We start from the raw sequence: 25,087 nt of genomic DNA on the forward strand, positions 1-25,087 counted from the left end.
CTGACGATGACTCATCCCGGCGACGGAGACGAAGCGGGCAACGGAACCTTCGCGCCGAAGAAGGCGGCGCGATACTGGACGACGTTGGAGCCGGTCGTGACGGCCGCGGTGAACAAGACGGCAAGTCGGACGGGTCGGGAGGCGCGCTCGCTGTATCCGGTCGCGACGGCGTTCGTGCTGTGGGCGTGGCAGACCAGGGGCCTGGATCTCGACGTCGCGCGGATTTTCCGCCGCCGAGTGGTCGAAGAGTACGTCCACCGAGGAATGGAGTCGTTCACGCGCGGCAGCAAAGCCACCTATCGGTCCGTCCTCCTCACCATCGTCGGCGCCGTGACTCCACCCTCAGACGTCCCATTCCCTATCCCTCGGTCTGATCCCACTCCGCCATATACCTCAGCCGAGATCGCCGTCCTCCGGAGCTGGGCCAGTGCCCAGGGGTCTGCTGTCCGCCGTCGTGACGCTGCTGTCCTCCTCGCGATGGGGTTCGGAGCGGGACTCGCGACCCGGGAACTGCTGTCCGTGCGTACCGGGGACGTCGACATCCGCGGAGACGAGATTCACATCCTCGTCTGGTCGGGTCGTCCACGGCTCGTCCCGGTGCTCACTGCGTGGCAACCCGGACTCCGGGCAGCGATAAACGAGCTGGGCGATGACCAGTGGGTGTTCCGCGTGGGGCGCACCGGTGTGCGGTCGGCGCAGGTCACCGACTTCCTGCATCGGGGGCATACGACGAAGCTGGATGTTCGGCCGGCGCGGATGCGGACCACCTGGCTCCTTGCCCACCTGCAGGCCGGCACACCGCCCCGCGACCTTCTCCGTATCGCTGGCCTTGAGCATCTCGCGGCGCTGGACAGGATCCGGCAGTTCCTTCCGTCACGGGCACCGCTTCCACCATCGAAGCCGGGCTTCACGCACCCGCAGGACTAGGCCGGTGCGCCGTGCTGTGGGAAGTGCGACACGCCGTACGCACGCTCTGGCGACTGGCCGCGTACAGGGTGGTCATGAACCCAAACCACCGACTCAGCGACATCCTCGACGAGACTGCGGCACTGCTCACTTCTCACCCGCGGCTGCCCGAACTCGCCGCACCCATCATCATCAAGTACCGGCCCAACAGTGCAGCCCTGGCCAGCGCCTGGACGGCCACACGGTCCTTCACCGTCGAGACCGCCGCGGCCATGTTGCCGCACTCGTTCGACGTGACTCGCCGTCTGATGACGATGTCCGCGTCCTTCCACATGTGGGTCTGGGCACGCACCGGTACCGAGCTGACTATCCCTCGCGTCTACACCCAGAGCAACATCGACCGGTTCATCGCGACGGTTCACAAGAACCGCTCCGCGGGGCACCGGTGGGGCGTGTCTCGCCAGCTCGTGAAGATCGGCCGCGAGCTCGCCGATGCCGATCTCATCGCCATCTCAGCACCACACGGGATGGTCCGCTCGCCGTTCACGACGAAGCAGCTCGCGTCGATGCACAGCTGGGCGAACTCGCTCACCACCGTGAAGAAGCGTCAGAACGCTCAGGCGCTTCTTGGGTTGGCCGGCGGTGCCGGCTGACTGCGGCCGAGATCGTCGAGGTCCGCGTCTGCGATATCCACAGGGATGGTGATGTCGTCTTCGTAGATGTTGTCGGCAAGAGGGCTCGACGGGTCCCCGTGCGGCATGCCTGGGCTCGCGTACTGCTGCGTAGCATCGACGGCCGCGTCGATGCCAGTGCGGGGGTGTTCCGTGGCCCGTGGATCGCCGAGTACCCGCCCCGCATCATCCAGTCTTTCCTCACCGACCATCCCGCGCCCGTCCGTCCTACCCCGGCAGCGCTTCGTGCGGCATGGCTGCTGCACCACATCAACAACCACGTGCCGCTGCCCGTTCTTCGCGAGGTGGCGGGCTTCGAGCATTACTCGACCCTCGTTCGGTACTACGAGCACGCGAACGTGCTGGATGTCGCTGACTTCACTGCTCAGCTCGTCGGAGCGGAGGTCGCACGATGACCTCCGTCGACATCGACTACTACCGCGCCTTCGACGACAACGACGACTGCGGCATCACCGAGCGCGAGGTCCTCGGTCGCGGCCGCGACCTCCAGCAGTTTGACGACTCCACTGTGGCCTTGGCGGAAACCCGCGTCCGGCAGTCCGGCATCCTCGAGCAACTCGACCGTTGGGCCGCTGAAGATGCCAACCGCGACGGTATGGGCGGACGACCCGCGATGATCTCCTACCGCGCCCTGCTCACCGCCCTCCTTCTTCTTGCTCAGGAAGGGGCCCCGCTCCACATCCGGCGTGCCGCGTACGTTCTTCAGCACAGGCTCTCCACGAAGTCCAGCGACCTCCTCGACCTGCCCGAGACGCCCACGAGCTTTGCGACCCATGTCGCCACAACGAAGCGCTGGTACACGAACACGATTCGCGCGTTCCACCGAATGAAGACCCTGATGGACCCCTACCCGCAGGAGCTCTACACTGCCAAGACCCACGCTCAGATCCAGGAGATCCTCCGCAATCACGACGCAGAGCGTGCAGAGAAGTACAAGGCGCGTCTGGACGAGTACACCCGCCTGTTCATCCGTATGACGTTCATGCTCCAGCCGCGAGATGTGCGTCGGGCCTCGAAGCAGCTGGATCTCTCCTTCGACCAGACCTACATCGGCACACCCACCACCAAGGGGTACAGCCGCAAGCACCTCGCGAGCAAGGTCAAGGCTGAGAAGGGAGCCGATTTCGGCGAGGTCTCCCCTGGCCCCGTTGACGCCTTCGCCGGGTGGCACGTCAAGAGCGGCAAAGCTGAGCGCGTCGACAACCAGAAGGGCGAGGTCGACCAGACCGCACCTGAACGTGGGAAGTCGGCGGACTACGACTGGGGATGGGTGGCGAACCTGGCCGTTCGCGTCGACGCCGAGCAGCCCAGCTCAAAGCGGTTCCCGAGCCTCGTGGTCGCCGCGTCGCTCAGCATCCCGAACATGGAGGTCGCCGAAGAAGCCGCGCACCTCCTCGAAGCCGCGGCGATGCTCGACCTCGCCCCTGGTGTCGCCGACGCCGACAAGCAATACTGGGCCAACGCCAAGCCCTTCCGACTCCTGAAGCCGGCATTGAAGACCGGGTTCACTCCGTCCACGGACTACCGATCCGACCGCGTCGGAGTCAAGGGTGGCCAGCACGGCGCCTTGTTCGTCGAAGGCGACGCGTACTGCCCGAGCACGCCGAAGCCCCTCCTGAACGCCACACCGGATCGTCTCGGCGACGTGATCGACGTCGCAACGCACCGAGCCCGAATCGAAGAGCGGAAGGCCTTCCAGCTGCACGTCAAGGACAAGGCGAAGACGCCTGACGGAAAGGTAATGCTGCGCTGCCCAGCCCTCGGCCCAAGTCCGACCGTCGTCTGCCCTCTCCGCGAGATGATGCTCAGCGCGGCCAAGAAGGCCCGCCCCGAGGTCGAGCCCGAGACGCTGGAAGAAGAGTTCCTCGACACCATCTGCAAGAAGCACTCGGCCGCGTTCGACCTCACTGAGATGCAGGCCCCGCAGCAGGCCTTCGACTACGGCACCGAAGAGTGGGAGACCTTCCACGACCACGCCCGCAACACCGTCGAGTCCGGAAACCATCACCTCAAGGCATCAGGCGACGCAGACATCGAAACCGCCGGTCGCCGCCGCGTCCGCGGAATCGCCGCCGCACAGATCCTCGTCACACTCCTCATCGCGGCCCACAACATCCGGAAGATCGCAGCCTTCTTCAGCGACCGAGAGATCGAACGAGCGCGCACGACTCCACGTGTCCACACCATCCGCCGCCGCGACCGCGTCTGGGCCAATCGCTACACGAAGACCACAGGCAACGGCGACCTCAGTATCCCCCGAGGCGGTCGAGCATCGTCGCTGACGAACACACCGCCCGGCCAACCGGGCGAGCTCGCGTTGACACCGATGCGAACCTGAGCGACTCCGCTCACTTACGACGCCCGCCGGCGGCACGCCCGGCACGCTCCCCGCTACAAAGGACATTCGAACGCGCCCGAAAACCGGGCGCGTTCGTGTCTTCACGACCGGAACCGCTGGATCGGGCGTACGCAGATCAAGATCTGACGCCGCAGAAACGAAAAAGGGAAGGGCACCTGCTCCAAGCAGGTGCCCTTCCCTTTTCTCTCGCTGTTCTGCAATCAGTATTGCCAACAGCCCTCTGGTCGGGCTGACAGGATTTGAACCTGCGACCCCTTGACCCCCAGTCAAGTGCGCTACCAAGCTGCGCCACAGCCCGTTGTTCTGCACTCTCGCGCAGGCAACTCCCCTATCTTAGCCGCATCTCGACCCCCTCCGCGAACCGAGCCGTTGCGGGTTGTCGGATGCCGCGCGTAGCCTCCCGTGCATGGTGACGATCACGACCGAGGTGGCGACGACGGCTCGCTGGGACGATGTGCAGCATGCTCTCACCGGAGGTGGCGACGGCGCGAGCTGCCAGTGCATCTGGCCGGTGCTGAGCAACAAGGACTGGAACACGACCACGACTCCGCAGCGCATCGAGATGTTCCGCGCCGAGATCGACGAGGGGCCACCGCCCGGGATCATCGCCTACGTCGACGGCGATGCCGCCGGCTGGATCCGGATCGGGCCGCGCACCCGCCAGGCGCGCATCCCGCGAACGCGCATCATCGCCGCGGCGACCACCGAGCCGTTCGATGACGAGTCGGTCTGGGCGGTCACGTGCTTCGTCGTGCGGCGCGAGCACCGCGGTGCCGGGCTGAACCGGGCCCTCCTGGAAGCCGCCGTCGACTACGCCCGCGAATCCGGAGCGCGACTGATCGAGGGGTACCCGGTCGATACCCGCGGCGAGAAGCAGCGATCCAACGATCTGTTCCATGGCACGCTCGGCACGTTCCTCGCAGCCGGCTTCATCGAGAAGACCGAGCTCAAGCCGGGGCGCACCCTCGTCGCCCTCGAACTGGCCCCATGATCGGGCCACGCCCCCGAGCCGCTAGCGTGAAGGCATGAGCGACGCGAGCCCGACCATCGACGATCCCGAACTCGGCACCTTCACCCGCGCCACATCCGAGCTCACCGACGGCTCGGTGCTCACGCACGACTGGTTCGTCGGCACGGTCTCGGTCGAGGGAGCGGAGATCGAGCTCATGCTCGAGGGCCAGACTCCCGACGACGTGGCGCCGCTGCTCCCCCGCATGCGCGACGTCGTCAAGCGGCTGCACATGCTGCGGCGGATCGCGACCGACGCCGTCGTCACGAACTTCAACACCGGCGAACCCGAGCGGCAGGACCTCGACGACGCCGCCTCCGATCTCGCCCTCGAAGCGATCGAGGTGACCCCCGACGGCACCGTCGTCCTGCACCTGACCGACACCTGCGGCGAGCACTTCCCCGAGGGTTACTGGCCGGCCGTGCACCTGGGCATCGACGACGCCGTCCAGCAGGTCACCGTCGAATCCTGACCCCGCGTATGCCTCACCCGACAGCGCCGGCGATCGGCCGACCCTACGATGGGGAGATGCAGCGCCGCGCCTCGTCCTCGCACCTGGGCTGGGCCTTCCTCCCCTACGTCGCGGTCTCCGTTCTCCACGTCGTGCTGCTCGCCGTCGGAAGCCCGCTCGCCGGACCGACGAAGCTTCTGTTGATGCCGCTGCTTGCCATCCCCGTCCTCGCCGCCGCGCGGTGGCTCAAGCCCCCGATGACCCTCATCCCGCTCCTCGCAGCACTGCTCTTCTCATGGCTCGGCGACGGCGCCGGCGCGTTCTTCCCCGCGGCGCCGGAGCTCCCCCTGATGCTGCTGTTCTTCGGCATCGCCCATGTGGCATACATCCTGCTTTTCGCCCGCCATCTGAGAGTGCGGCGGATGCCGTGGTGGGCGCTGATCTACGCGCTCTGGTGGGCGACGATGATCGCCCTCCTCGGGCCGCACACCGGTGGCCTGCTGGTCGCGGTGGCGGTCTACGGCGTCGTGCTCGGCGGCACGGCGGCGTTCTCTGCACGATGCCACCCGCTGGTCGCGATCGGCGGCGCGTTCTTCCTCGCCAGCGACACGCTGCTGGCGTGTCGACTCTTCCTTCCCGACGGTCTTCCGGCGTGGAGCAGCCCGGCTGTGATGCTCACGTACACGCTCGGCCAAGGTCTCATCATCGCGGGCGCGCTGGTCACCCTGCGAAAGCGGACTGCCTGATGGATGCGGCACGCGTCGACAGCTGGCTCTGGGCGATCCGCGTCTACAAGACCCGGTCGGCTGCGACCACCGCATGCCGCGCCGGGCATGTACGCGTGAACGGCGACAAGGTGAAGGCCGCGCAGCAGGTGCGGGTGGGCGACGAGCTGCGCATCCGCATCGCCGGATTCGACCGGATCCTGATCGTGCGGCAGCTCCTCGTCAAGCGAGTCGGCGCCCCGGTGGCGGCGCTCGCCTACGAGGACAAGACGCCGACGCGGGAACCGCAGGCCGCGTTGGGTCTCCGTGATCGTGGAGCCGGACGTCCGACCAAGCGCGAGCGCCGCGACATCGACAAGCTCCGCGGGCGGAACCACGACCCAGAGGATTGATATTCCGTCATCCTCCCCGCATTCTTTCGAAGCTTTGTTCTAGAATAGGGGTATGGCAACTCGGACCGACATCGACCTCGAACTCGCGGAGCGACGCCGCGTACTCGAGGCCTGGGTCGAGAAACGACGGCGCATCGCCGCGCTCGAAGCCGAGGCCGCCGACCTGCTGGTCGAGCAGATCGTCCTCCACGACGCCGAGGTGTCCGCAAGCCCGTTCCACCGCGATGCGATCCACCGCTCCATGATCGCGGAGTTCTCCGCCGCGGGTCACGTGTCCCGCGGGTCGATGGACTTCGCGTTCGCCGACGCACAGGCGCTTCACGACCACCTCCCCGCAGTCCGTGCCGCATTCGCCGCGGGTTCCCTGAGCGCTGGCCACGTCCGCGAGATCGCCCGCGTGAGCGCGCTCGTCGCCGAAGCCATCCGCAACAAGAAGGTCGATACCGACGTCATGGCGCTGTTCGAGACGGCGGTCCTCGTCGTCGCCGAGCAAGACACGGCTGCCCGCACCCGCGCGCACGCCAGGCAGGTCGCCAGCGCACTCATCGGCGAAAGCATCGGGGAACGGCATCGGCGAGCGGCCAAGGAACGCTGCGTGACCGTGAAGTCGCTCGACGACGGCCTCGCCCTGCTCACGGCAGTGCTTCCGGAATGGATCGCGACCGCCATCTCCGACCGGCTGAGCCGGATGACCCGGGAACTCGTGCGCGCGCGCCAGGATTCGGTACCCGAGTTCCTGCCCTGGTGGTCGGACGAAGACATCGATGCCCTGCATCCCGAAGACTTCGCGCTCGACGACCCGGCCTTCGACGCCTACGCCCCCGCGGCCAACGCCGACCCTGCTGACGCTGACGCTCACGCCGACGGGAGGATCTTCAGCGCCGACGGAGAAACGTTCGCGACCGATCCCGAGATCGAGCACATCCCTGCCGATGCGCGCACGTGGGCGCAGATCCAGGCCGACCTCTTCACCGACCTCCTCCTCGCCGGCGACCCGAGCCGCGCGCACGGCGACGGCCTCGGACGCATCCAAGGACGCGTCCAGGTGACGGTCGCCGCGACCACGCTCGCCGGCATCGACGACCAGCCGGCCGAGCTCGACGGGCACGGCCCGTTGGACCCCGACGTCGCCCGCGCTCTCGCGGGAGGGAACAACGGATGGACCCGACTGTTCCTCGACGCCGCCGGGATGCTCGTCGAAACGGATACGTACACGCCGACCGAGGGTATGCGGCGGTTCCTCCGTGCTCGTGACCAGCACTGCCGCTTTCCCGGTTGCCGCATGCCCGTGCACCGCTGCGAGATCGACCACCAGCACGATCATGCCAAGGGCGGGAAGACGCGCCTCGACAACCTCGGCCACCTCTGCCGGACACACCACACTCTCAAGCATCCCGACATCCCCGACCCGCATCGGTGGGCGGCGCAGCAGGAACGAGACGGCAGCATCACCTGGCACAGCCCGCTCGGCCGCGCCTACTCCGATCCCCCACCCCGACGGGTCATGTTCGTCTGACGCCGGTTCGGCGGACGAGCCTTGGCCCGCGGTGAGACGCCGGGATCAGTGATCGATCAGATCGCGCAACCATCCGGCCGATCGCACATGCTCGGCACCCGCGTGCTCGACCCGCTCTCGCAGTCCTCGGTCGCTGGTCACCGCGACCACGGTGCGCTTCGCGGCCACCAGACGCTCGACTTCGGTGACGATCGCGTCATCGCCCGCGGCATCGGCGCGGATGACGGACACATCACTTGCATCGGAGTCGACACCGCGCGCCTGTCCCTCGACCACCATCGACACCTCCGGGAACCACGCGGAGCCCTCGAGTTCCAGGTCGGCGGCAGGCACGGTCAAACCCTCCAGCCGTCCGCGCAGCCGCCGGGCCGCCCCCGCGCGGTCCTTCCACCACCCGTCCGGCACCGATCCGACGACGTTCGCCGCGTCGACGACGACCACCGGCCGCACCTCGAGCAGCGCGCGCAGTGCCGGCCACGACGCGCCGAAGCCCGGATGCAGCGGCCGCGCATCGACCTGGTCGACCGGCACCCACTCGAGCGCCACGCTCTCGGGGTCGCTGATCACCGGGTCGAACGGCACCTGCACGTCGGCGATCACGGTCGTGTACGACCAGATGCCCAGATCGAGGACGCTCGTGAACCGCGGCCGCACCGCGCCGTCCGGCACACCCGCTTCCTCCTGCGCCTCTCGGATCGCACCGACGATCGCACGCTCGCCCTCATGCAGCGCCCCGCCGGGGAGACCCCAGGTGCCACCGAAGTGGCTCCACGCCACACGATGCTGCAGCAGGATGCCACGAGCGGGATCGTACGCCAGCAGACCGGCAGCGCCGAAGCGCCCCCAGTACTTCTCCCCGGACTCGGCCACGACCCACGCATCACCCGGATCCCGCGGCCCCTCGGGGCGACGCGGTTCACCAGCGGCAGGAGGTACGACAGTCACCCCCTCAGCCTTTCACAGCATCGGGGCATCGGCACCACGGCGCGACATGCGCCGGAACAGATCAGCGCTGGCGCTTCTCGCGCACGCGCATGTTGATCACGATCGGCGTGCCCTCGAACGAGTAGAGCTCGCGCAGACGCCGCTGGATGAACCGTCGGTATCCGGGATCGAGGAATCCGGTCGTGAACAGCACGAACGTCGGCGGACGCGTCGACGCCTGCGTGCCGAACAGGATGCGCGGCTGCTTGCCACCGCGCAGCGGGTGCGGGTGCTCGGCGACGAGCTCCGCGAGGAACGCGTTGAACTTGCCGGTCGGGATACGACGGTCCCAGTTCTCCAGCGCCGTCTCCAGCGCGGGAACCAGCTTGTCGAGGTGACGACCGGTCTTGGCCGAGATGTTCACGCGCGGAGCCCAGGCGACGTGCGCGAGGTCCTGCTCGATCTCACGCTCGAGGTAGCGACGACGGTCGGCGTTCTCCAGGTCGTCGTCGTTCAGACGGTCCCACTTGTTGAACGCGAGCACGAGCGCGCGACCCGACTCCAGCACGAGGTCGATGATGCGCACGTCCTGCTCGCTGATCGTCTCGGAGACGTCGAGCACGACGACGGCGACTTCGGCCTTCTCCAGCGCCGCAGAGGTACGGAGCGAGGCGTAGAAGTCCGCACCCTGCGCCATGTGCACGCGACGACGGATGCCGGCCGTGTCGACGAGACGCCACATCTTGCCGCCGAGCTCGACGACCTCGTCCACCGGGTCGCGGGTGGTGCCGGCCAGGTCGTTCACGACCACGCGCTCCTCGCCGGCCGCCTTGTTCAGCAGCGACGACTTGCCCACGTTCGGGCGACCGAGGATGGCGACACGACGCGGTCCACCGATCTCCTGCTTCGCGACGGCAGAGACCTCGGGAAGCTTCTTCAGCACCGCGTCCAGCAGGTCGGCGACGCCGCGTCCGTGGATGGCCGACACAGGCCAGGGCTCGCCCAGGCCCAGGCTCCACAGGCCCGCCGTCTCCGGCTCCTGGCGGGCGTCATCGATCTTGTTGGCGACGAGGAACACCGGCTTGCCGCTCTTGCGCAGCAGCTTCACGACGTGCTCGTCGGTCGAGGTGGCGCCGACCATCGCGTCGACCACGAACAGCACCATGTCGGCGAGGTCGATCGCGACCTCGGCCTGCATCGCGACCGAACGGTCGATGCCGCGGGCGTCGGGCTCCCAGCCACCGGTGTCGACGAGGGAGAACCGCCGGTCGGCCCACTCGGCCTTGTACGTCACGCGGTCGCGGGTCACACCGGGAGTGTCCTCCACGACGGCCTCGCGGCGGCCGAGGATGCGGTTGACGAGTGCGGACTTGCCCACGTTCGGCCGCCCCACGATCGCCACCACCGGAAGCGCCGGGCTGTAGTGGATGCCGTCCTCGCCGAGCGTGATGCCCGCGAGAAGCTCTGCGTCCTCATCGTCCAGCTCGTAGTCGGCGAGACCGGCGCGCAGGGTCTCCGCGCGCTGCTCGGCCAGATGCTCGTCGATGTTCTCCATCTTCTCGGCGAGCTGGTCGGGGCCGCCTTCGTATTCGTCGTCAGCCACGGTGTGCTCCTTGGATTCGTTCGATCACCGTGAGGACGGCGTCGATGGTCTGGGGGAAATCGAGTTCCGTCGAATCGACGACCTCGACGCCTTCTGCGGCGTTCAGGAAGTCGACGACGGCGCTGTCTGAGGCGTCGCGCTTGTGCAGCGCCGCGGCGACAGCTGCCGCGTTCTCACCGGCGAGTTCACCGGCGCGTCGGGCGGCCCGTACTTCGGGGGCCGCGGTGAGGAGGATCCGCACGGGGGCGTCCGGCGCGACGACGGTGGTGATGTCGCGACCTTCGACCACGACGGCCGGGTACGACGAATCGGCGACGAGCGTGCGGAACAGCTCGTTCACCTGGGCACGCACCGCGGGCACGCGCGCCACGCCGCTCACGGCACCGGAGACCCGCGGGTCCCGGATGGCCTCGGTGACATCGGCATCGCCGACGCGCACGGTGCGGTCATCGGGGTCTAGCCCCAGCTGCACCGGGAAATCGGATGCGGCGGCGAGGACCGCGTCAGCATCGGAGGTGTCGGCTCCACGGTCCAGCACGTGCCAGGCGAGTGCGCGGTATGCGGAACCCGTGTCGAGATAGCCGAAACCGAGCGTGCGGGCCACGGCCTTCGACACGCTCGACTTGCCGGAGCCGGCCGGGCCGTCGATGGCGATGAACTTCGTCGCGTCGGTGCCGTGTGCCGGTGCCGCGGACGGCGTGGTGGTGTCAGTCATTGGTGTTCCCCGCAATCCGCCAGCCGCGTTCCTGGAGTCCGGTGATCGCCCCGTGCAGTGCGGCGGGGTCGACGCTGATCTCCGCCAGGCCGAACTGCGCCCCGGGCGAATGCTCGAGTCGGAGGTCCTCGACGTTCACGCCGAGTTCCCCGAGCTCGCCGAACAGGCGACCCAGTTGACCGGCGGTGTCGTCGACCATGACGACGAGTGTCTCGAAGCGCTGGTTCTGCCCGTGCTTCCCGGGAAGTCGGTCGACGCCGTCGTTGCCCTGACGGATCGTCTCGGCGACGATGCGCCGGGCGCCCGGAGCGCTCGGCTCACGCAGTGCGGCCGCGACGTCGGCGAGGTCGCCCGCGAGGGCATCGAGAATCTCCACGACGGGACCGGCGTTGGCACCGAGGATCTGCACCCAGAGCTCGGGGGCCGAGGCGGCGATGCGCGTGGTGTCGCGCACCCCCTGGCCGGCCAGACGAAGCGCGCCCTCCTCGGCGTCGGCGAGACGGCCGGCGAGCAGACTCGCGACCACCTGCGGCACGTGCGAGGTGAGCGCGACGGATCGGTCGTGCTCCTCCGGCGTCATCTCGAGCGGCATCGCGCCCACGTCGAGGGCGAGGGCTTCGACCAGAGCGAGGTCGGCGGCCTTCGTGTCTTCGTCGCGGCACACGACCCAGGGACGACCGACGAAGAGGTCGGCGCGCGCCGAGATCGCACCCCCGCGCTCCCGTCCGGCGAGCGGGTGGGAGCCGATGTAGCGGGTGAGGTCGACGCCGCGCGCCTGCAGCGTGCGGAACGGCTCGAGCTTCACGCTGGCGACGTCTGTGACGACGGCCTCCGGGAACCTCTCGAGCTCGGCCTGGATCACGTCGGCGGTGACGTCGGGCGGCACGGCCACCACGATCAGGGCGGGCGTGTCATCGTCGGCGGCGAGGCGACCGGCGCCGTAGTCGACCGCGAGACGCAGCTGGGCGGGCGAGGCATCCGTCAGGACGACGTCGATGCCCTTCGATCGGAGCGCATGTCCGACGCTCGCGCCGAGCAGACCGGCACCGACGACGCGAACGGTGCCGGAGAGGCGCGGCGCGACGCTGCCCGCTCTCCGCGCCGTGGGCGCACTCGTCGTATCGGTCATTCGTTCTCCTGCTCGCCTGGCGCCTCGGCGACACCGGAATCACGGCGCGACAGGGTGAGAAGCGCGCCGAGTTCGATTTTAGTCAGTTCCCGTGTCTTCCCCGCCGGGAGGGTTCCCAGGTGGAGCGGTCCGAACTGCCGACGCACCAGCTCGGTGACGGGATGCCCGACGGCGGCGAGCATGCGGCGCACGATGCGGTTGCGTCCGGAGTGCAGCGTCAGCTCGACCAGACTCGACCCGCGTGAGGTGTCCAGCAGACGCGCCTTGTCTGCGGCGATCGGACCGTCTTCGAGCTCGATGCCCTTCGTGAGCTTCGAGATCGTCTGCGGCAGCACCGTGCCCTCGACCTTGGCGATGTAGACCTTGGTCACGCCGAACGACGGGTGCGCGAGCACGTGCGCGAGCGCGCCGTCGTTGGTGAGGATGAGCAGACCGCTGGTCTCCGCGTCGAGGCGGCCGACGTTGTAGAGGCGCTCCTCGTAGTCGCCGGTGAAGCGACGGAGGTCGGGTCGCCCGCTCTCGTCCTTCATGCTGCTGACGACGCCGGTGGGCTTGTTGAGCATGACGTAGCGCTTGGAGACGTCGAGCTGCACGGCGGTGCCGTCGACGTCGACGAGGTCGTGCTCCGGGTCGATCCGCCGGCCGAGCTCGGAGACGACGATGCCGTTGACGCGGATGCGTCCCTCGGTGATGTACTGCTCGACGACGCGGCGCGAAGCCACCCCGGCGCCGGCGAGCACCTTCTGCAGACGGATGCCCTCGGGCGCGCCCTCGGGGTCGGTGGAGGCGTCGAAGCCGGTCATCGGATGGTCCCTTCGTCGAAACCGTCTGCACCGTCGTCGAGCAGAGGGGAGATCGGGGGCAGCTCGTCGAGCGAGTTGATGCCCAGGTGCTGCAGGAGAGCGTCGGTCGTGCCGTAGTTGATCGCGCCGGTCTCGGAGTCGGCGAACAGCTCCGTGATCAGACCGCGGGCGAGGAGGGTGCGCACGACGGAATCGACGTTCACCGCACGGATGGAGGCGACCTGACTTCGGGTCACCGGCTGCTTGTAGGCGATGACCGCCAGCGTCTCGAGCGCCGCCTGCGAGAGCCGCGCCGGAGCCTGCCCGCCCACGAACTCCGCGACCAGCGAATCGAGATCCTCGCGCACGTACAGACGCCAGCCACCGCCGACCTCGCGGAGCTCGAAGCCACGGCGAGGGCCCTTGCCCTTCCCGTCGTAGTCGTCGACCAGCGTCTCGAGCGTCTGCCGCACGGCGGGCAGCGGGGAGCCCACCGCGGCGGCCAGCGCCACGAGTCCGAGCGGCTCGTCGACGATGAGGAGGATGGCCTCGATGCGCTCGGACAGCGGGATCTCGGTAGCGTCTGTCGCCTCGTCCGAGGTCGCCTCGTCGGAGGCCGGCTCCGCCACCTCGTCGACGGTCTCGGTCAGGTCATCGGTCATAGTCGGCCCCCAGGGTCGCAAGAGTCTCGTCCGACCAGGAGTCGGCTGCCCAGCGCAGCGTGAGCTCGCCGAGCGGTTCCAGTTGTTCGAAGGACAGCGCCGCGTGGCGATAGAGCTCCAGCACCGAGATGAAGCGGGCGACGACGATGCCGGGCTCGCTCACCCCCGAGACGAGCTCGCGGAAGCTCAGCGACTCCGTGCCGCGGAGCAGCGTGACGACGATCGCGGCCTGCTCCCGGATGCTGACCAGCGGCGCGTGCAGGTGGTCGAGTCCGACGTGCGGGATCTCCTTGGGCGCGAAGGCCAGGAGCGCGAGCGCCGCGAAGTCGTCGGCAGTGAGCGACCACACGAGCTCGGGCGTCTGCTTGCGGTGCTTCTCGTCGAGCCGTGCGGCACGGACGTGCCGACGGTCTTCGCGCTGCAGGCAACGGCCGAACCACGCCGAGACCTCCTTGAAGGCTCGGTACTGCAGCAGACGTGCGAACAGCAGGTCGCGCGCCTCGAGCAGCGCGACGGCTTCGGCATCCACCAGTTCGCCCTGCGGGAGGAGGCCGGCCACCTTCATGTCGAGGAGTGTGGCTGCGACGACGAGGAACTCGGATGCCTGATCCAGCTCCTCATCGTTCTCGAGCTGACCGAGGTACGCGATGAACTCGTTCGTGACCGCGCTCAGCGAGACCTCGGTGATGTCCATCTCATGCTTCGAGATGAGGTTCAGGAGCAGGTCGAACGGGCCGTCGAAGTTGGACAGCGAGACCCGGAAGCCCGGATCGGTCGCAACCGTATCGTCCGCGCTCTCCTCGAGCGTCGCGTCGACGGACTCCTCGCTAGGCGACAGCGCCACGGGCGACCAGCTCCCGCGCCAGCCGCAGGTATGCCTGAGCGGCCGCGTGCTCGGGGGCGAACTCGGTGATGGGCACACCCGACACCGAGGCGTCGGGGAACTTCACGGTGCGGCCGATCACGGTCTCCAGCACGTCGTCGCCGAAGGCCTCGACCACGCGCTCGAGGACCTCGCGGGAGTGCAGCGTGCGCGGGTCGTACATGGTCGCCAGCAGACCGTCCATCGTGATGGAGGGGTTCAGCCGGTCGCGCACCTTGTCGATCGTCTCAATGAGCAGCGCCACACCGCGCAGCGCGAAGAACTCGCACTCGAGCGGGATGATCACGCCGTGTGCGGCGGTGAGGGCGTTGACCGTGAGGATGCCGAGCGAGGGCTGGCAGTCGATGAGGATGACGTCGTACTCCCCCGCGACCTGGCGCAGGACTCGGGCGAGGATCGTCTCACGGGCGACCTCGTTGACGAGGTGCACCTCGGCGGCCGACAGGTCGATGTTCGCGGGCATCACGTCGAGACCCTCGACGCTGGAGTGCACGATCGCGTCGTGGGCGTCGCGCTTCGTGTCGAGCAGGAGGTCGTAGATCGTCGGCACGTCGTGCGTCGGGATGCCGAGGCCGGCGGACAGTGCGCCCTGCGGGTCGAAGTCGACGGCGAGCACCTTCCGGCCGTACTCGGCGAGAGCTGCGGCCAGGTTGATGGAGGTCGTCGTCTTGCCGACGCCGCCCTTCTGGTTGCACAGCGCGATGATGCGTGCAGGACCGTGGGACTTCAACGGTTCCGGGATCGCGAACCCGTGATACGGACGGCCGGTGGGTCCCATGGGGGTCTCGTCGGCCTTCTGCGCCTTCGCCCTGGACTTCGCCACTTTCTCAGCCACCGATTCTCCTGCTCCTTCGTGCTTGGTCGATTGTACCGGTCGGGCCGTTCCTCAGCCGCCTCGGCACGCGGCACGGCGCCTCTCCCGCATCGGCGGAGCTCAACGCGCGCGAGGGTGGGAGGTGGCGTAGATGTCCCGCAGGGTGTCCACCGAGACGTGCGTGTAGATCTGCGTCGTCGCGACCGACGAGTGCCCGAGGAGCTCCTGCACGACACGCACGTCGGCACCGCCCTGGAGCAGATGCGTCGCGAAGGAGTGCCGCAGCGTGTGCGGCGACACCTCGGAGGTGATCTGCGCCTTCTCGGCAGCCGCGCGGATCACGAGCCAGGCGCTCTGTCGCGACAGGGGTGCTCCGCGCGCGCCGAGGAACAGCCGGGCCGACGCGCGCCCCTTCGCCGCGAGTGCCGGGCGGACGCGGGTGAGGTAAGCATCGACGGCTGCGCGCGCGAACGAACCGATGGGCACGATGCGCTCCTTCGAGCCCTTGCCTCGCAGCCGCAGCACGTCGCCATGCGCCAGGTCGTCGACATCGAGTCCGATCGCCTCCGACACCCGGGCGCCGGTGGCGTAGAGGAGCTCCAGGAGGGCCCGGTCGCGCACGCCGATCGGATCCTCGGCAGAGGGAGCCGCGAGCAGCCGCTCGACCTGATCGATGGTCAGCGCCTTCGGAAGGCGCCGCGGTGCCTTGGGCGGGCGCAGTCGCCCGCTCGGGTCGTCGACCTCCACGCCTTCACGGGCGAGGAATCGATGCCAGCTCCGCACGGAGGATTGCAGCCGCGCCAGGCTCGACGACGCCGGGGCCGGCTCGGCGGACGCGCGCGCGGCGATGAAGCGGTCGATCACCGCCGGGGTGACCTCCGACGTGTCGGTGACGCCTTCTGCCGCGAGCCACTCGCAGTAGCCGTCGAGATCGCGCCGATAGGCGGCGATCGTGTGCTCGCTCAGGCCGCGCTCGATCGTGACGTGACGCAGGTACGCGTCGAGGGCGCGCTCGAGCAGCATCCCTCAGCCCCGATCGCGCAGCCTCTGCGCCGCGGCCAGCACGCCGATCGTGAGGATGCCGTTGTGCATGCGGCCCTCGAGAACGGCATCCACCGCGTCGGCCAGCGGCACCCACTCGACGCGGATGTCTGCTTCCTCATCCTCGCGATCGTGCGGGTTCTCCGCCGACGAGATGCCCGTCGCGAGGAAGATGTGGATGACCTCGTCGTTGCCGCCGGGCGTGGTCCACGACGAGACCAGCGGCTCCCAGTGGGCGGCCACGAGGTCGGCCTCCTCCGCGAGCTCGCGCTGGGCGGCCGCGAGCGGCTCCTCGCCCTCGACATCGAGCAGGCCGGCGGGCAGCTCCCAGTCCCGATGACGGATCGGATGCCGGTACTGCTGGATCAGCAGGACCCGCCCGTCGTCATCGAGCGCGAGGATCGCCACCGCACCCGTGTGGTCGACGTACTGCCGCACGATCTCGCCATCGCCGTAGCGCACGCGGTCGGAGCGCACGTCCCAGACCCTGCCTTCGTAGACGAGCTCGCTCTGAAGCACCTCCGGCTCGAACGGCTCGTCCCGGAGGGGCTCGATCGACTCAGGCATCGGCCGTGACGTCATCGCTCACGTCGAACAGCTCGCTCGCACGGTGACGCTCGATCGCGGCGCCGACGAGCCCGCGGAACAGCGGGTGCGGCGCGGTGGGACGCGAGCGCAGTTCCGGGTGTGCCTGCGTGGCGATGTAGTACGGGTGTACGTCGCGCGGCAGCTCGACGTACTCCACCAGGTCGAGCTCGGGGTTGAGTCCGGAGAAGACCAGGCCGGCTTCCGTCAGACGGTCGCGGTAGGCGTTGTTGACCTCGTAGCGGTGACGGTGCCGCTCGGAGGCCTCCGGCGCACCGTACAGCTCACGAGCGAGCGATCCTTCGGCGAGGGCCGCCTGGTACAGGCCGAGACGCATCGTGCCGCCGAGGTCGCCGCCGTCGAGGATGTCGACCTGCTCCGCCATCGTGGCAATGACGGGCTCGGAGGTCTCCGGGTCGAACTCGCTCGACGAGGCGCCGACGATGCCGGCCACATCGCGCGCGTACTCGATGACCATGCACTGCAGGCCGAGGCACAGACCGAGCGTCGGGATGCCCTGCTCCCGCGCGAACTTCAGGGCGCCGAGCTTGCCCTCGATGCCGCGGATGCCGAAGCCGCCGGGCACGCAGATGCCGTCGAGCTCGGCCAGCTGCTCCTGGGCGCCTTCCGGCGTCTCGCAGAGATCCGAGGGGATCCAGCGGATGTTGACCTTGGTCTCCTGCGCGAAACCGCCGGCCTTGAGCGCCTCGGTCACCGAGAGGTAGGCGTCGGGCAGGTCGATGTACTTGCCGACCAGGCCGATCGTGACTTCGTGCTTGGGGTTGTGCACGGCGTGCAGCACCTTGCTCCAGCGCGTCCAGTCGACCTCTTCCGCGGCCTTCTGGTCGAGGCCGAGGCGGCGCACGATGTAGGAGTCGAGACCCTGGTCGTTGAGCGTCGACGGGATGTCGTAGATGCTCGGCAGGTCGACGGTGTTGATGACGCCCTCGACGTCGACGTCGCACATGAGGGCGATCTTGTTGCGGTTGCTCGCGCTGACGGGACGGTCGCTGCGGAGCACGAGCGCGTCGGGCTGGATACCCACCTGACGGAGCGCCGCGACGGAGTGCTGCGTCGGCTTGGTCTTCTGCTCCCCCGACGCCCCCATGAACGGGACGAGCGAGACGTGAACGAAGAACACGCTGTCGCGGCCGAGCTCGTGACGGAGCTGGCGGGCGGACTCGAGGAACGGCTGCGACTCGATGTCGCCGACCGTGCCGCCGACCTCGGTGATGATCACGTCGGGGCGCGGGTCTTCGCTGGCCTGCAGCCGCATCCGACGCTTGATCTCGTCGGTGATGTGCGGGATGACCTGCACCGTGTCGCCGAGGTACTCGCCACGGCGCTCGCGCGCGATCACCTGCGAGTAGATCTGGCCGGTGGTGACGTTGGCGGCCTCGGACAGGTTGATGTCGAGGAACCGCTCGTAGTGTCCGATGTCGAGGTCGGTCTCGGCGCCGTCGTCCGTGACGAAGACCTCACCGTGCTGGAACGGGTTCATCGTGCCGGGATCGACGTTCAGATAAGGGTCGAGCTTCTGCATCACGACGCGCAGACCGCGGGCCGTGAGGAGGTTGCCGAGGCTGGCCGCCGTCAGTCCCTTGCCCAAAGACGAAACGACACCACCAGTCACGAAGATGTGCTTGGTCGTGTCGTTCTTGGGTGCCGCGGAAGAAGAGTTCATCACGGGCTTCGATCCTATCAGGCGGTGGGGACGCGGAGGCTGAGAAGTTCACGCGCGTGGGTCAGTGCGGCATCGGAATCGGTGAGTCCGGACAGCAGACGGGCCATCTCGGCCTCTCGGTCCTCACCCTCGAGACGCCGTACGCTCGAGGCCGTGACCGCGCCATCATTGGCCTTCACGACCGACAGGTGATTGTTCGCGAACGCGGCGACCTGCGCGAGATGCGTCACCGCGATGACTTGCGACTTCTCTGCGAGCCGGGCGAGTCGCCGCCCCACTTCGATGGCGGCCGCACCTCCGATACCGGCGTCGACCTCATCGAAGACGAACGTCGGGACCGGGTCGGTCGCGGCGATCACGACCTCGATCGCGAGCATCACGCGCGACAGCTCGCCGCCCGAGGCGCCCTTGGAGACGGAGCGGGGCTCCGCGCCCGGATGCGGGGCGAGGAGGATGGCGACGTCATCTCGACCATGGGTGCTCTCGGCACCTTCTGAGACGGCGACCTCGAGGCGCGCATCCGGCATCGCGAGGGCGTGCAGCTCGGCGGTGACCTCATCGCCGAGACGCGCAGCCGCCTCGGTGCGGGTCGCGGTGAGCGCGGCGGCATGCGCATCGAGTTCGGCTCGCGCCGCATCGCGCTCGGCGACGAGACGTTCGATGCGATCGCCGTCGTCGTCGAGCTCGGCGAGGCGTGCCGAGCCGGTCTGCCAGAGCGCGAGAGCCTCGTCGAGAGAGCCGTGCGCACGGATCAGGGTCCCGAGCGCCGCGCGACGCTCTTCGACGGCGGCGAGCTCGTGGGGGCCCGTCTCGTCGAGGTCGGCCAGGTACGCCGACAGGAGTCCGGCGGTGTCGGCGATCCGGTAGCCGATGTCGGCGATGCTCTCGCCGATCTCGGTGAGCTTCGCATCGGCAGTGCGCTCGAGCAGACGACGCGCCTCCGCGACGAGGGCCGACGCATCGGGCTCGCCGTCTTCACTCGAGAGCGCACCATGGGCGAGGGAGGCGGCCAGACGCAGCTCTTCGGCGTTCGCGAGTCGCTCCGCACGCTCGGCGAGCTCCTGGTCCTCCCCCGGCTCCGGTGCGGTCGCCTCGATCAGTGCGAGGGCTTCGCGCAGTCGTGCTGCTTCTTCCGCGCGGCGGTCGCGGTTCTCCGTGATCTCGGAGATCTCGGCGTCGAGTGTCCGCCAGCGAGCGAAGGAGGCGGCGTACGCCTCGAGCGCCTTCGCGATCGGTGCTCCGCCGAAGCGGTCGAGGGCGTCGCGCTGCGCAGCCGCGGAGCGCAGACGCAGCTGCTCGGACTGTCCGTGGACCACGACGAGCTCTTCGGCGAGAGCCGAGAGCACTCCTGCCGGTGCGGCGCGGCCACCGACGCTCGCTCGGCTGCGGCCCTCGGCGCTCAGCGTGCGCGAGACGTACAGTTCGGCGTTGCCGGCTCCTGCGGGCTCCAGCTCTCCCCCGGCGTCGGCGACGATCTCGGCGACGTCGCCCTTCTCGGGGACGATCCAGACACCGGCGACCGAGGCCTGGGCGGCACCGGCGCGCACCGCACCGGAGTCCGCGCGCTGACCCAGCAGCAGCCCGAGCCCCGTGACCACCATCGTCTTTCCGGCACCGGTCTCGCCGGTGATCGCCGTGAACCCCGGACCGAGGGGCAGCACGGCGTCGGCGATCACACCGAGGCCCTGCATCCGCATCTCCTCGATCATGACTGCGCCCCCTGCGCCTGTCCGCGCCATCCTTCGACGGGCAGTTGGAATTTGCGCACGAGCCGGTCGGTGAACGCCGTGGGGTGCAGACGTGCGAGTCGCACCGGACGGGAAGACCGGCGGACCACGACGCGCGCGCCGGGCGGGAGGTCGTGCGAGCGTCGACCGTCGCACCACAGGATGCCCGAGCCGTCGGTGCGCTCGAGCATCTCGATGGCGACCGAGGCATCGGGGCTGACGACCAGAGGCTTGGCGAAGAGCGCGTGCGCCGACAGCGGCACCACGGCGATCGCCTCGACGCTGGGCCAGATGACCGGTCCCCCGGCGGAGAAGTTGTACGCGGTCGAGCCGGTCGGTGTGGAGATGACCATGCCGTCGCAGCCGAAGCTCGACAGCGGGCGACCGTCGATCTCGAGCACGACCTCGATCATCCGCTCCCGGCTGGCCTTCTCGACCGTGGCTTCGTTGAGGGCCCAGGTCTCGTAGACGACCACGCCCGCGGCATCCTTCACCCGCACGGAAAGCGCGAGTCGTTCCTCGACCTCGTAGTCTCGGTCGATCACGCGGCGGACGGCCTTGTCCATGTCGTCGCGGTCGATCTCGGCGAGGAAGCCGACGTGGCCCATGTTGATGCCCAGCACGGGTGCGCCGCTGTCGCGGACGAGCTCGGCGGCACGAAGGATGGTCCCGTCGCCGCCCAGCACGATCGCCAGTTCGAGGTCGGCCGGATCGACGGACACTCCGAGCACGTCGGCATCGGCGAAGAACTCGTCCACGGCCACGAGTGCCTCATGGTCGTCGGCGGCCAGCACCGGTCGGGCTCCGGCTTCCCGAAGGGCCCCGATCACCCGGCGGGCGGCGTCGACCGTGTCGACTCGGCCGGCGTGGGCGACGACCAGGATGCTGCGCTCGTTCATCGTCCTCCTGCCAGTCGGTTGATGCTGTCCAACCATTCTGTCGGATTGCTGCCCCGACCCGGCGCGAGGTGCACCAGATACTCGGCATTGCCGTGCGTTCCGAGGATCGGGGAGGGCAGGATGCCGAGCATCCCGAACCCGAGATCCCAGGCGGTCCATACGGTGCGGGCGACGGCGTCCGCGCGCGTCGCGGGGTCGGTGACCAGACCGCCGCGCACCGCGGTGCGCCCGACCTCGAACTGCGGCTTCACGAGCAGCAGGATGTCGGATCCCGGCTCGGCGATGACCGCCACCGCCGGCAGCACGAGCTCGAGAGAGATGAAAGAGAGGTCCCCGACCACGAGGTCGGGGGCGTCGCTCTCGCCGGTCGCGTCGGTGAGGTTCTCCCGCGTCATGTGGCGCACGTTGTAGCCCTCGACGGCGACGACGCCGGGGTCGGCTGCGATCGACGCGGCGAGCTGACCGTGTCCGACGTCGACGGCGAGCACCTTGCGCGCGCCGCGCTCCCGGAGCACCTGCGTGAATCCTCCGGTGGACGCCCCCATGTCGAGCGCGAGGCGCCCCTCGACCGGGATGGCGAATCCGTCGAGCCCGGCGATGAGCTTGTGGGCCGCGCGGCCGACATAGTGATCGGCGCCCGCGATCGTGATCTGCGCCTCATCGTCGACGGCGGTCGAGGCTTTCACCACCGGGCGGCCGTCGATGCTCACGAGCCCATCGGCGATGAGTGTGGCCGCATGGCTGCGCGAGCGGGCGAGTCCTCGGGCGGCGAGGGCAGCGTCGAGTCGCGTCATCGGGATCCCGGGGTCTCCCGTTGGTCGAGCTTCGCGCCGCTTTCGAGGCGTCGGGAGAGCTCGTCGTGCAGGCTCGCGTACGCATCGGCTCGCGCCGGAAGAGGCTGCCCCTCGATCAGACGGAGGCGGCTCCACAGGCCGTCGGTCGGCGCACTCGTCGTCTCTTCGCTCACGGTTCCACTGTACGCGGCGCCTCCGACGGCGGCCGGAGCGACGCGAGTGGCCTCAGGGGCGATGGAAGGGGTCGTCGTAGAGGCGCTCGGGAACGCGCAGCACGAACACGGGTGTCCCCGATGCCCAGATCGCAGCTGCGCCGGCGCGCAGCAGGTCGATCTGCGATCCGGACTCCGCCACGATCTCGACGTCCGCCCCCACGACCCGCACGGCAGCGCCGTTCACATCGAACACACCGTCCCGTTCCGTGACCTCCGGATACGGCGCGTGAAGCTCACGCAGGTCGCCGAGGATGTAGGTCGGACGCGAGCCCTCGGGAGCGGCCAGCACATGCTTGGGGCGGTCGATTCCGGTGAGGACGAGCACGGAGTCGATCCCGACCCGGCTCGCACCCATGATGTCGGTGTCGAGCCGGTCGCCGATGAACAGCGCCTTCTGCGCGCCGAATCGGGCGAGTGCCTCTTCGAAGATGGGCGCCTCGGGCTTGCCTGCGACGGTCGCCAAACGACCGATGGCCGTGTGCACCGCGGAGACGAGAGTGCCGTTCCCCGGTGCGACACCGCGCTCACGCGGGATCGTCCAGTCCGTGTTCGTGGCGATCCACGGGATCCCGCCCTCGTCTTCAGGGACCTTGAGGGCGAATGCCGCCTCGGCGAGGTCGGTCCACGCCACCTCCGGGGCGAACCCCTGGACGACGGCGCTCGGCGAATCCTCGGCGCTGCGCGTGACGGTGTAACCGGCCTTCTGCACCTCGTCGACGAGCCCATCGCCGCCGACGACCAGGATCGTCGCCGGCGCGGGCACGATCTTCGCCATCAGCCGCATGGCGGCCTGCGGGCTCGTGACCACGTCGGCCGCATCGACGCGGAGCCCCAGGCTGCTGAGGTGCTCCGCGACGGATGCATCGGTGCGAGCCGCATTGTTGGTGATGTAACCGAGTCGCGCCGACTTCGCGGCCTCATTGAGGCTGTCGATCGCGTACGGCAGCGCGCCCGGGCCCGCGTAGACCACGCCATCGAGATCAGCGAGGATCGTGTCGACCCCATCGAGAGGCGTGCGCGGAGCACGCTTGCGTGAGAACAGCGCCACTACGCCTCCGGGTCTGTGTCGTCGGCCTCGTCCTCACCCAGGAGCTCCCGGACCTCATCCTCAACCGAGGGCTCGGCCGCGGCCGACTCGTCGGTGTCTGATCCGCCGGAGTCTGATCCGTCGGAGTCTGATCCGTCGGAGTCTGACTCATCGGCGTCTGACTCGTGGAAGTCATCGGCTTCAACTTCAGCTTCAGCTTCAGCCTGCTCTTCAGCCTCCTCGAGGAACTCGCCCTCGATCATGCTGTCTTCGATGAAGATCTCCTCGTCGCCGGCCTCGTCGATGCCGAGTGCCTGGGCGGCGACCTCGGCGCGGTGCGCCCAGAACGCGGCCTCCTCCGTGCGCCCGAGATCCTCGAGAACAGCAGCACGAGCGGCGAACAGCGACGGGCTCCACTCGAATGCCCGATCCGGGTCGAGCTCGGGGATCTCGAGCTCGCCGAGCGCCAGCTCCAGATCGCCCTGGTCCAGGCGAGCGCCCGACATCGCGATCGCCAGAGCGACCCGTACCGGAGTCTCGAGGGCTGATCGGTCGACTGCGCGGCCGGTCTCGAGCGCGCGATCGGAGCGACCGATGCCACGCTCGCTGTCGACCATCAGCGCGATCTGATCGTCCTTGCCCGAGATGCGTCGATAGGTGCGGAGTTCGCGGAGCGCGAGGGCGAAGTCGCCCGTCGCGTAAGCAGTGATGCCGAGGGTCTCACGGACGATCGCGATACGACCGGCACGGCGAGAAGCAGCGAGTGCATGCTCGTGGGCAAGCGCGGGGTCCTCGTCGATGAGTTTCGAAGCCATAGCCAGGTGACGCGCGACATGCTCCGCGTTCTCCTTGCTCAGGGTCTTGAGCTCGTTGCGAGCCGCCCCGTTGAGGTCGCGTGCCGTGATCTCATCGGGGATCTGCGGCTCGTCGAACCGCGGACGCTCGTTGGCGGCGTGAGCCGGACGCTCCCGGTTCGCGCCTCCGCGCTGCGGGAAGGAACGCGAGCGATCGCGGTCGCCGCCGTCGCGACGGGGTGCAGAGTCGCGGCGCGGAGCGGCACCGTCACGGTTGTAGCCACCCTCGCGACGCGGGGCTGCACCCTCACGGTTGTACCCGCCACCCTCACGGCGCGGAGCCGCACCGTCACGGTTGTACCCGCCGCCTTCACGGCGCGGAGCCGCACCGTCGCGGTTGTAGCCACCGCCTTCGCGACGCGGGGCTGCACCATCACGGTTGTAGCCACCGCCTTCGCGACGCGGAGCTGCACCATCACGGTTGTAGCCACCGCCTTCGCGACGCGGAGCACCACCATCACGGTTGTAGCTGCCTTCACGACGCGGAGCACCACCATCACGGTTGTAGCCGCCACCCTCACGGCGCGGAGCTCCACCATCACGGTTGTAGCCACCTTCACGACGCGGGGCACCACCATCACGGTTGTACCCGCCGCTTTCACGGCGCGGGGCGGCACCGTCGCGGTTGTAACCACCCTCGCGACGCGGAGCGCCACCCTCGCGGCGCGGAGCGCCACCATCACGGTTGTAACCACCTTC

General features: G+C 68.9%; 26 protein-coding genes and 1 tRNA gene. 9 read left to right on the forward strand and 18 right to left on the reverse strand.

All coding sequences use genetic code 11. The features are described 5' to 3' along the window. The first annotated feature begins 6 nt into the window (after window positions 1–6). The 4 genes from DW298_RS09810 to DW298_RS09825 all read left to right on the forward strand — a co-directional run bounded on the left by DW298_RS09810 (window position 7) and on the right by DW298_RS09825 (window position 3,936). Window positions 7–927, forward strand: coding sequence for a hypothetical protein (locus DW298_RS09810; protein WP_136042256.1), 921 nt, complete (start codon window positions 7–9; stop codon window positions 925–927). Between the two features lie 74 nt (window positions 928–1,001). Next, window positions 1,002–1,559, forward strand: a complete 558-nt coding sequence (locus tag DW298_RS09815) for a hypothetical protein (protein ID WP_136042258.1) — start codon at window positions 1,002–1,004, stop codon at window positions 1,557–1,559. Window positions 1,560–1,657: 98 nt separating this feature from the next. Then, a complete protein-coding gene (locus DW298_RS09820; RefSeq protein WP_136042259.1) occupies window positions 1,658–1,993 on the forward strand; it encodes a hypothetical protein in 336 nt (111 codons plus the stop codon). Continuing rightward, window positions 1,990–3,936 carry a hypothetical protein gene (locus DW298_RS09825; RefSeq protein ID WP_136042261.1) on the forward strand — a complete coding sequence of 649 codons (1,947 nt, stop codon included), beginning with the start codon at window positions 1,990–1,992 and terminating at the stop codon, window positions 3,934–3,936. The genes DW298_RS09820 and DW298_RS09825 overlap by 4 nt, the downstream gene beginning before the upstream one ends. A 242-nt stretch (window positions 3,937–4,178) precedes the next feature. Here the strand turns inward: DW298_RS09825 and DW298_RS09830 are convergent. Then, a tRNA-Pro gene (locus DW298_RS09830) sits at window positions 4,179–4,255 on the reverse strand. Between the two features lie 108 nt (window positions 4,256–4,363). On the opposite strand from DW298_RS09830, the gene DW298_RS09835 reads away from it, so the two are divergent. The 5 genes from DW298_RS09835 to DW298_RS09855 are packed head-to-tail and all read left to right on the forward strand — an operon-like array spanning window position 4,364 to window position 8,050. Continuing rightward, window positions 4,364–4,948, forward strand: a complete 585-nt coding sequence (locus DW298_RS09835; RefSeq protein ID WP_136042263.1) for a GNAT family N-acetyltransferase — start codon at window positions 4,364–4,366, stop codon at window positions 4,946–4,948. A 34-nt stretch (window positions 4,949–4,982) separates the two neighbouring features. After that, window positions 4,983–5,438: a hypothetical protein gene (locus tag DW298_RS09840; protein WP_136042264.1), complete on the forward strand. Its 456-nt coding sequence runs from the start codon at window positions 4,983–4,985 to the stop codon at window positions 5,436–5,438. A gap of 56 nt (window positions 5,439–5,494) precedes the next feature. Further along, window positions 5,495–6,163 carry a lysoplasmalogenase family protein gene (locus tag DW298_RS09845; protein WP_136042266.1) on the forward strand — a complete coding sequence of 223 codons (669 nt, stop codon included), beginning with the start codon at window positions 5,495–5,497 and terminating at the stop codon, window positions 6,161–6,163. Next, window positions 6,163–6,534, forward strand: coding sequence for an RNA-binding S4 domain-containing protein (locus tag DW298_RS09850; RefSeq protein ID WP_205820330.1), 372 nt, complete (start codon window positions 6,163–6,165; stop codon window positions 6,532–6,534). The genes DW298_RS09845 and DW298_RS09850 overlap by 1 nt, the downstream gene beginning before the upstream one ends. A gap of 52 nt (window positions 6,535–6,586) precedes the next feature. Further along, window positions 6,587–8,050, forward strand: coding sequence for an HNH endonuclease signature motif containing protein (locus DW298_RS09855; protein ID WP_136042268.1), 1,464 nt, complete (start codon window positions 6,587–6,589; stop codon window positions 8,048–8,050). 45 nt (window positions 8,051–8,095) lie between these two features. Here the strand turns inward: DW298_RS09855 and DW298_RS09860 are convergent, their stop codons facing one another. The 17 genes from DW298_RS09860 to DW298_RS19645 form a co-directional block, all read right to left on the reverse strand. Beyond that, window positions 8,096–8,995, reverse strand: coding sequence for an NUDIX hydrolase (locus tag DW298_RS09860; protein ID WP_136042270.1), 900 nt, complete (start codon window positions 8,993–8,995; stop codon window positions 8,096–8,098). A gap of 61 nt (window positions 8,996–9,056) precedes the next feature. After that, window positions 9,057–10,529, reverse strand: coding sequence for a ribosome biogenesis GTPase Der (der, locus tag DW298_RS09865; RefSeq protein WP_240745095.1), 1,473 nt, complete (start codon window positions 10,527–10,529; stop codon window positions 9,057–9,059). A 40-nt stretch (window positions 10,530–10,569) separates the two neighbouring features. Further along, entirely contained in the window at window positions 10,570–11,292 is a 723-nt protein-coding gene (gene cmk, locus DW298_RS09870) for a (d)CMP kinase (protein WP_136042272.1), read from the reverse strand. Then, a complete protein-coding gene (locus DW298_RS09875; protein WP_136042274.1) occupies window positions 11,285–12,421 on the reverse strand; it encodes a prephenate dehydrogenase in 1,137 nt (378 codons plus the stop codon). Before DW298_RS09875 ends, cmk begins: the two co-directional genes overlap by 8 nt. Next, window positions 12,418–13,224 (reverse strand): pseudouridine synthase, encoded by an 807-nt coding sequence (locus tag DW298_RS09880; protein WP_136042276.1) that lies wholly within the window; start codon window positions 13,222–13,224, stop codon window positions 12,418–12,420. Before DW298_RS09880 ends, DW298_RS09875 begins: the two co-directional genes overlap by 4 nt. After that, complete coding sequence (gene scpB / locus DW298_RS09885) at window positions 13,221–13,865, reverse strand: SMC-Scp complex subunit ScpB (RefSeq protein ID WP_240745092.1); 645 nt, start codon at window positions 13,863–13,865, stop codon at window positions 13,221–13,223. The genes DW298_RS09880 and scpB overlap by 4 nt, the downstream gene beginning before the upstream one ends. Then, window positions 13,855–14,709: a ScpA family protein gene (locus tag DW298_RS09890; RefSeq protein ID WP_136042278.1), complete on the reverse strand. Its 855-nt coding sequence runs from the start codon at window positions 14,707–14,709 to the stop codon at window positions 13,855–13,857. Before DW298_RS09890 ends, scpB begins: the two co-directional genes overlap by 11 nt. Next, complete coding sequence (locus DW298_RS09895; RefSeq protein WP_167381670.1) at window positions 14,693–15,526, reverse strand: ParA family protein; 834 nt, start codon at window positions 15,524–15,526, stop codon at window positions 14,693–14,695. Before DW298_RS09895 ends, DW298_RS09890 begins: the two co-directional genes overlap by 17 nt. A 156-nt stretch (window positions 15,527–15,682) precedes the next feature. Continuing rightward, complete coding sequence (xerD, locus tag DW298_RS09900; protein WP_136042279.1) at window positions 15,683–16,585, reverse strand: site-specific tyrosine recombinase XerD; 903 nt, start codon at window positions 16,583–16,585, stop codon at window positions 15,683–15,685. Between the two features lie 3 nt (window positions 16,586–16,588). After that, entirely contained in the window at window positions 16,589–17,170 is a 582-nt protein-coding gene (locus tag DW298_RS09905; RefSeq protein WP_136042281.1) for an NUDIX hydrolase, read from the reverse strand. Beyond that, a complete protein-coding gene (locus DW298_RS09910) occupies window positions 17,163–18,872 on the reverse strand; it encodes a CTP synthase (RefSeq protein WP_136042282.1) in 1,710 nt (569 codons plus the stop codon). Before DW298_RS09910 ends, DW298_RS09905 begins: the two co-directional genes overlap by 8 nt. A gap of 17 nt (window positions 18,873–18,889) precedes the next feature. Beyond that, complete coding sequence (gene recN / locus DW298_RS09915) at window positions 18,890–20,581, reverse strand: DNA repair protein RecN (protein ID WP_136042283.1); 1,692 nt, start codon at window positions 20,579–20,581, stop codon at window positions 18,890–18,892. After that, window positions 20,578–21,498: an NAD kinase gene (locus DW298_RS09920; RefSeq protein WP_136042285.1), complete on the reverse strand. Its 921-nt coding sequence runs from the start codon at window positions 21,496–21,498 to the stop codon at window positions 20,578–20,580. Before DW298_RS09920 ends, recN begins: the two co-directional genes overlap by 4 nt. Next, complete coding sequence (locus DW298_RS09925; protein ID WP_136042286.1) at window positions 21,495–22,292, reverse strand: TlyA family RNA methyltransferase; 798 nt, start codon at window positions 22,290–22,292, stop codon at window positions 21,495–21,497. Before DW298_RS09925 ends, DW298_RS09920 begins: the two co-directional genes overlap by 4 nt. After that, the gene (locus tag DW298_RS19315) at window positions 22,289–22,465 is read right to left on the reverse strand and encodes a hypothetical protein (RefSeq protein WP_167381665.1); all 177 of its coding nucleotides are present in this window, start codon (window positions 22,463–22,465) and stop codon (window positions 22,289–22,291) included. The genes DW298_RS09925 and DW298_RS19315 overlap by 4 nt, the downstream gene beginning before the upstream one ends. Window positions 22,466–22,517: 52 nt before the next feature. Then, the gene (locus DW298_RS09930) at window positions 22,518–23,555 is read right to left on the reverse strand and encodes an HAD-IIA family hydrolase (RefSeq protein ID WP_136042288.1); all 1,038 of its coding nucleotides are present in this window, start codon (window positions 23,553–23,555) and stop codon (window positions 22,518–22,520) included. Next, the coding region (locus DW298_RS19645) for a hypothetical protein (protein ID WP_240745093.1) at window positions 23,555–25,087 on the reverse strand (1,533 nt) is incomplete at its 5' end. The genes DW298_RS19645 and DW298_RS09930, both read right to left, overlap by 1 nt.

This window comes from Microbacterium sp. A20, from assembly GCF_004794515.1.
Lineage (GTDB): Bacteria > Actinomycetota > Actinomycetes > Actinomycetales > Microbacteriaceae > Microbacterium.

What these genes read in the sequence shown, in the direction of transcription:
- DW298_RS09810 (WP_136042256.1), top strand. Translation starts at nt 7, where the DNA reads ATGACTCATCCCGGCGACGGAGACGAAGCGGGCAACGGAACCTTCGCG.
- DW298_RS09815 (WP_136042258.1), top strand. Translation starts at nt 1,002, where the DNA reads ATGAACCCAAACCACCGACTCAGCGACATCCTCGACGAGACTGCGGCA.
- DW298_RS09825 (WP_136042261.1), top strand. Translation starts at nt 1,990, where the DNA reads ATGACCTCCGTCGACATCGACTACTACCGCGCCTTCGACGACAACGAC.
- DW298_RS09835 (WP_136042263.1), top strand. Translation starts at nt 4,364, where the DNA reads ATGGTGACGATCACGACCGAGGTGGCGACGACGGCTCGCTGGGACGAT.
- DW298_RS09840 (WP_136042264.1), top strand. Translation starts at nt 4,983, where the DNA reads ATGAGCGACGCGAGCCCGACCATCGACGATCCCGAACTCGGCACCTTC.
- DW298_RS09845 (WP_136042266.1), top strand. Translation starts at nt 5,495, where the DNA reads ATGCAGCGCCGCGCCTCGTCCTCGCACCTGGGCTGGGCCTTCCTCCCC.
- DW298_RS09850 (WP_205820330.1), top strand. Translation starts at nt 6,163, where the DNA reads ATGGATGCGGCACGCGTCGACAGCTGGCTCTGGGCGATCCGCGTCTAC.
- DW298_RS09855 (WP_136042268.1), top strand. Translation starts at nt 6,587, where the DNA reads ATGGCAACTCGGACCGACATCGACCTCGAACTCGCGGAGCGACGCCGC.
- der (WP_240745095.1), bottom strand. Translation starts at nt 10,529, where the DNA reads ATGGAGAACATCGACGAGCATCTGGCCGAGCAGCGCGCGGAGACCCTG.
- cmk (WP_136042272.1), bottom strand. Translation starts at nt 11,292, where the DNA reads ATGACTGACACCACCACGCCGTCCGCGGCACCGGCACACGGCACCGAC.
- DW298_RS09875 (WP_136042274.1), bottom strand. Translation starts at nt 12,421, where the DNA reads ATGACCGATACGACGAGTGCGCCCACGGCGCGGAGAGCGGGCAGCGTC.
- DW298_RS09880 (WP_136042276.1), bottom strand. Translation starts at nt 13,224, where the DNA reads ATGACCGGCTTCGACGCCTCCACCGACCCCGAGGGCGCGCCCGAGGGC.
- scpB (WP_240745092.1), bottom strand. Translation starts at nt 13,865, where the DNA reads ATGACCGATGACCTGACCGAGACCGTCGACGAGGTGGCGGAGCCGGCC.
- DW298_RS09895 (WP_167381670.1), bottom strand. Translation starts at nt 15,526, where the DNA reads ATGGGACCCACCGGCCGTCCGTATCACGGGTTCGCGATCCCGGAACCG.
- xerD (WP_136042279.1), bottom strand. Translation starts at nt 16,585, where the DNA reads ATGCTGCTCGAGCGCGCCCTCGACGCGTACCTGCGTCACGTCACGATC.
- DW298_RS09905 (WP_136042281.1), bottom strand. Translation starts at nt 17,170, where the DNA reads ATGCCTGAGTCGATCGAGCCCCTCCGGGACGAGCCGTTCGAGCCGGAG.
- DW298_RS09910 (WP_136042282.1), bottom strand. Translation starts at nt 18,872, where the DNA reads ATGAACTCTTCTTCCGCGGCACCCAAGAACGACACGACCAAGCACATC.
- recN (WP_136042283.1), bottom strand. Translation starts at nt 20,581, where the DNA reads ATGATCGAGGAGATGCGGATGCAGGGCCTCGGTGTGATCGCCGACGCC.
- DW298_RS09920 (WP_136042285.1), bottom strand. Translation starts at nt 21,498, where the DNA reads ATGAACGAGCGCAGCATCCTGGTCGTCGCCCACGCCGGCCGAGTCGAC.
- DW298_RS09925 (WP_136042286.1), bottom strand. Translation starts at nt 22,292, where the DNA reads ATGACGCGACTCGACGCTGCCCTCGCCGCCCGAGGACTCGCCCGCTCG.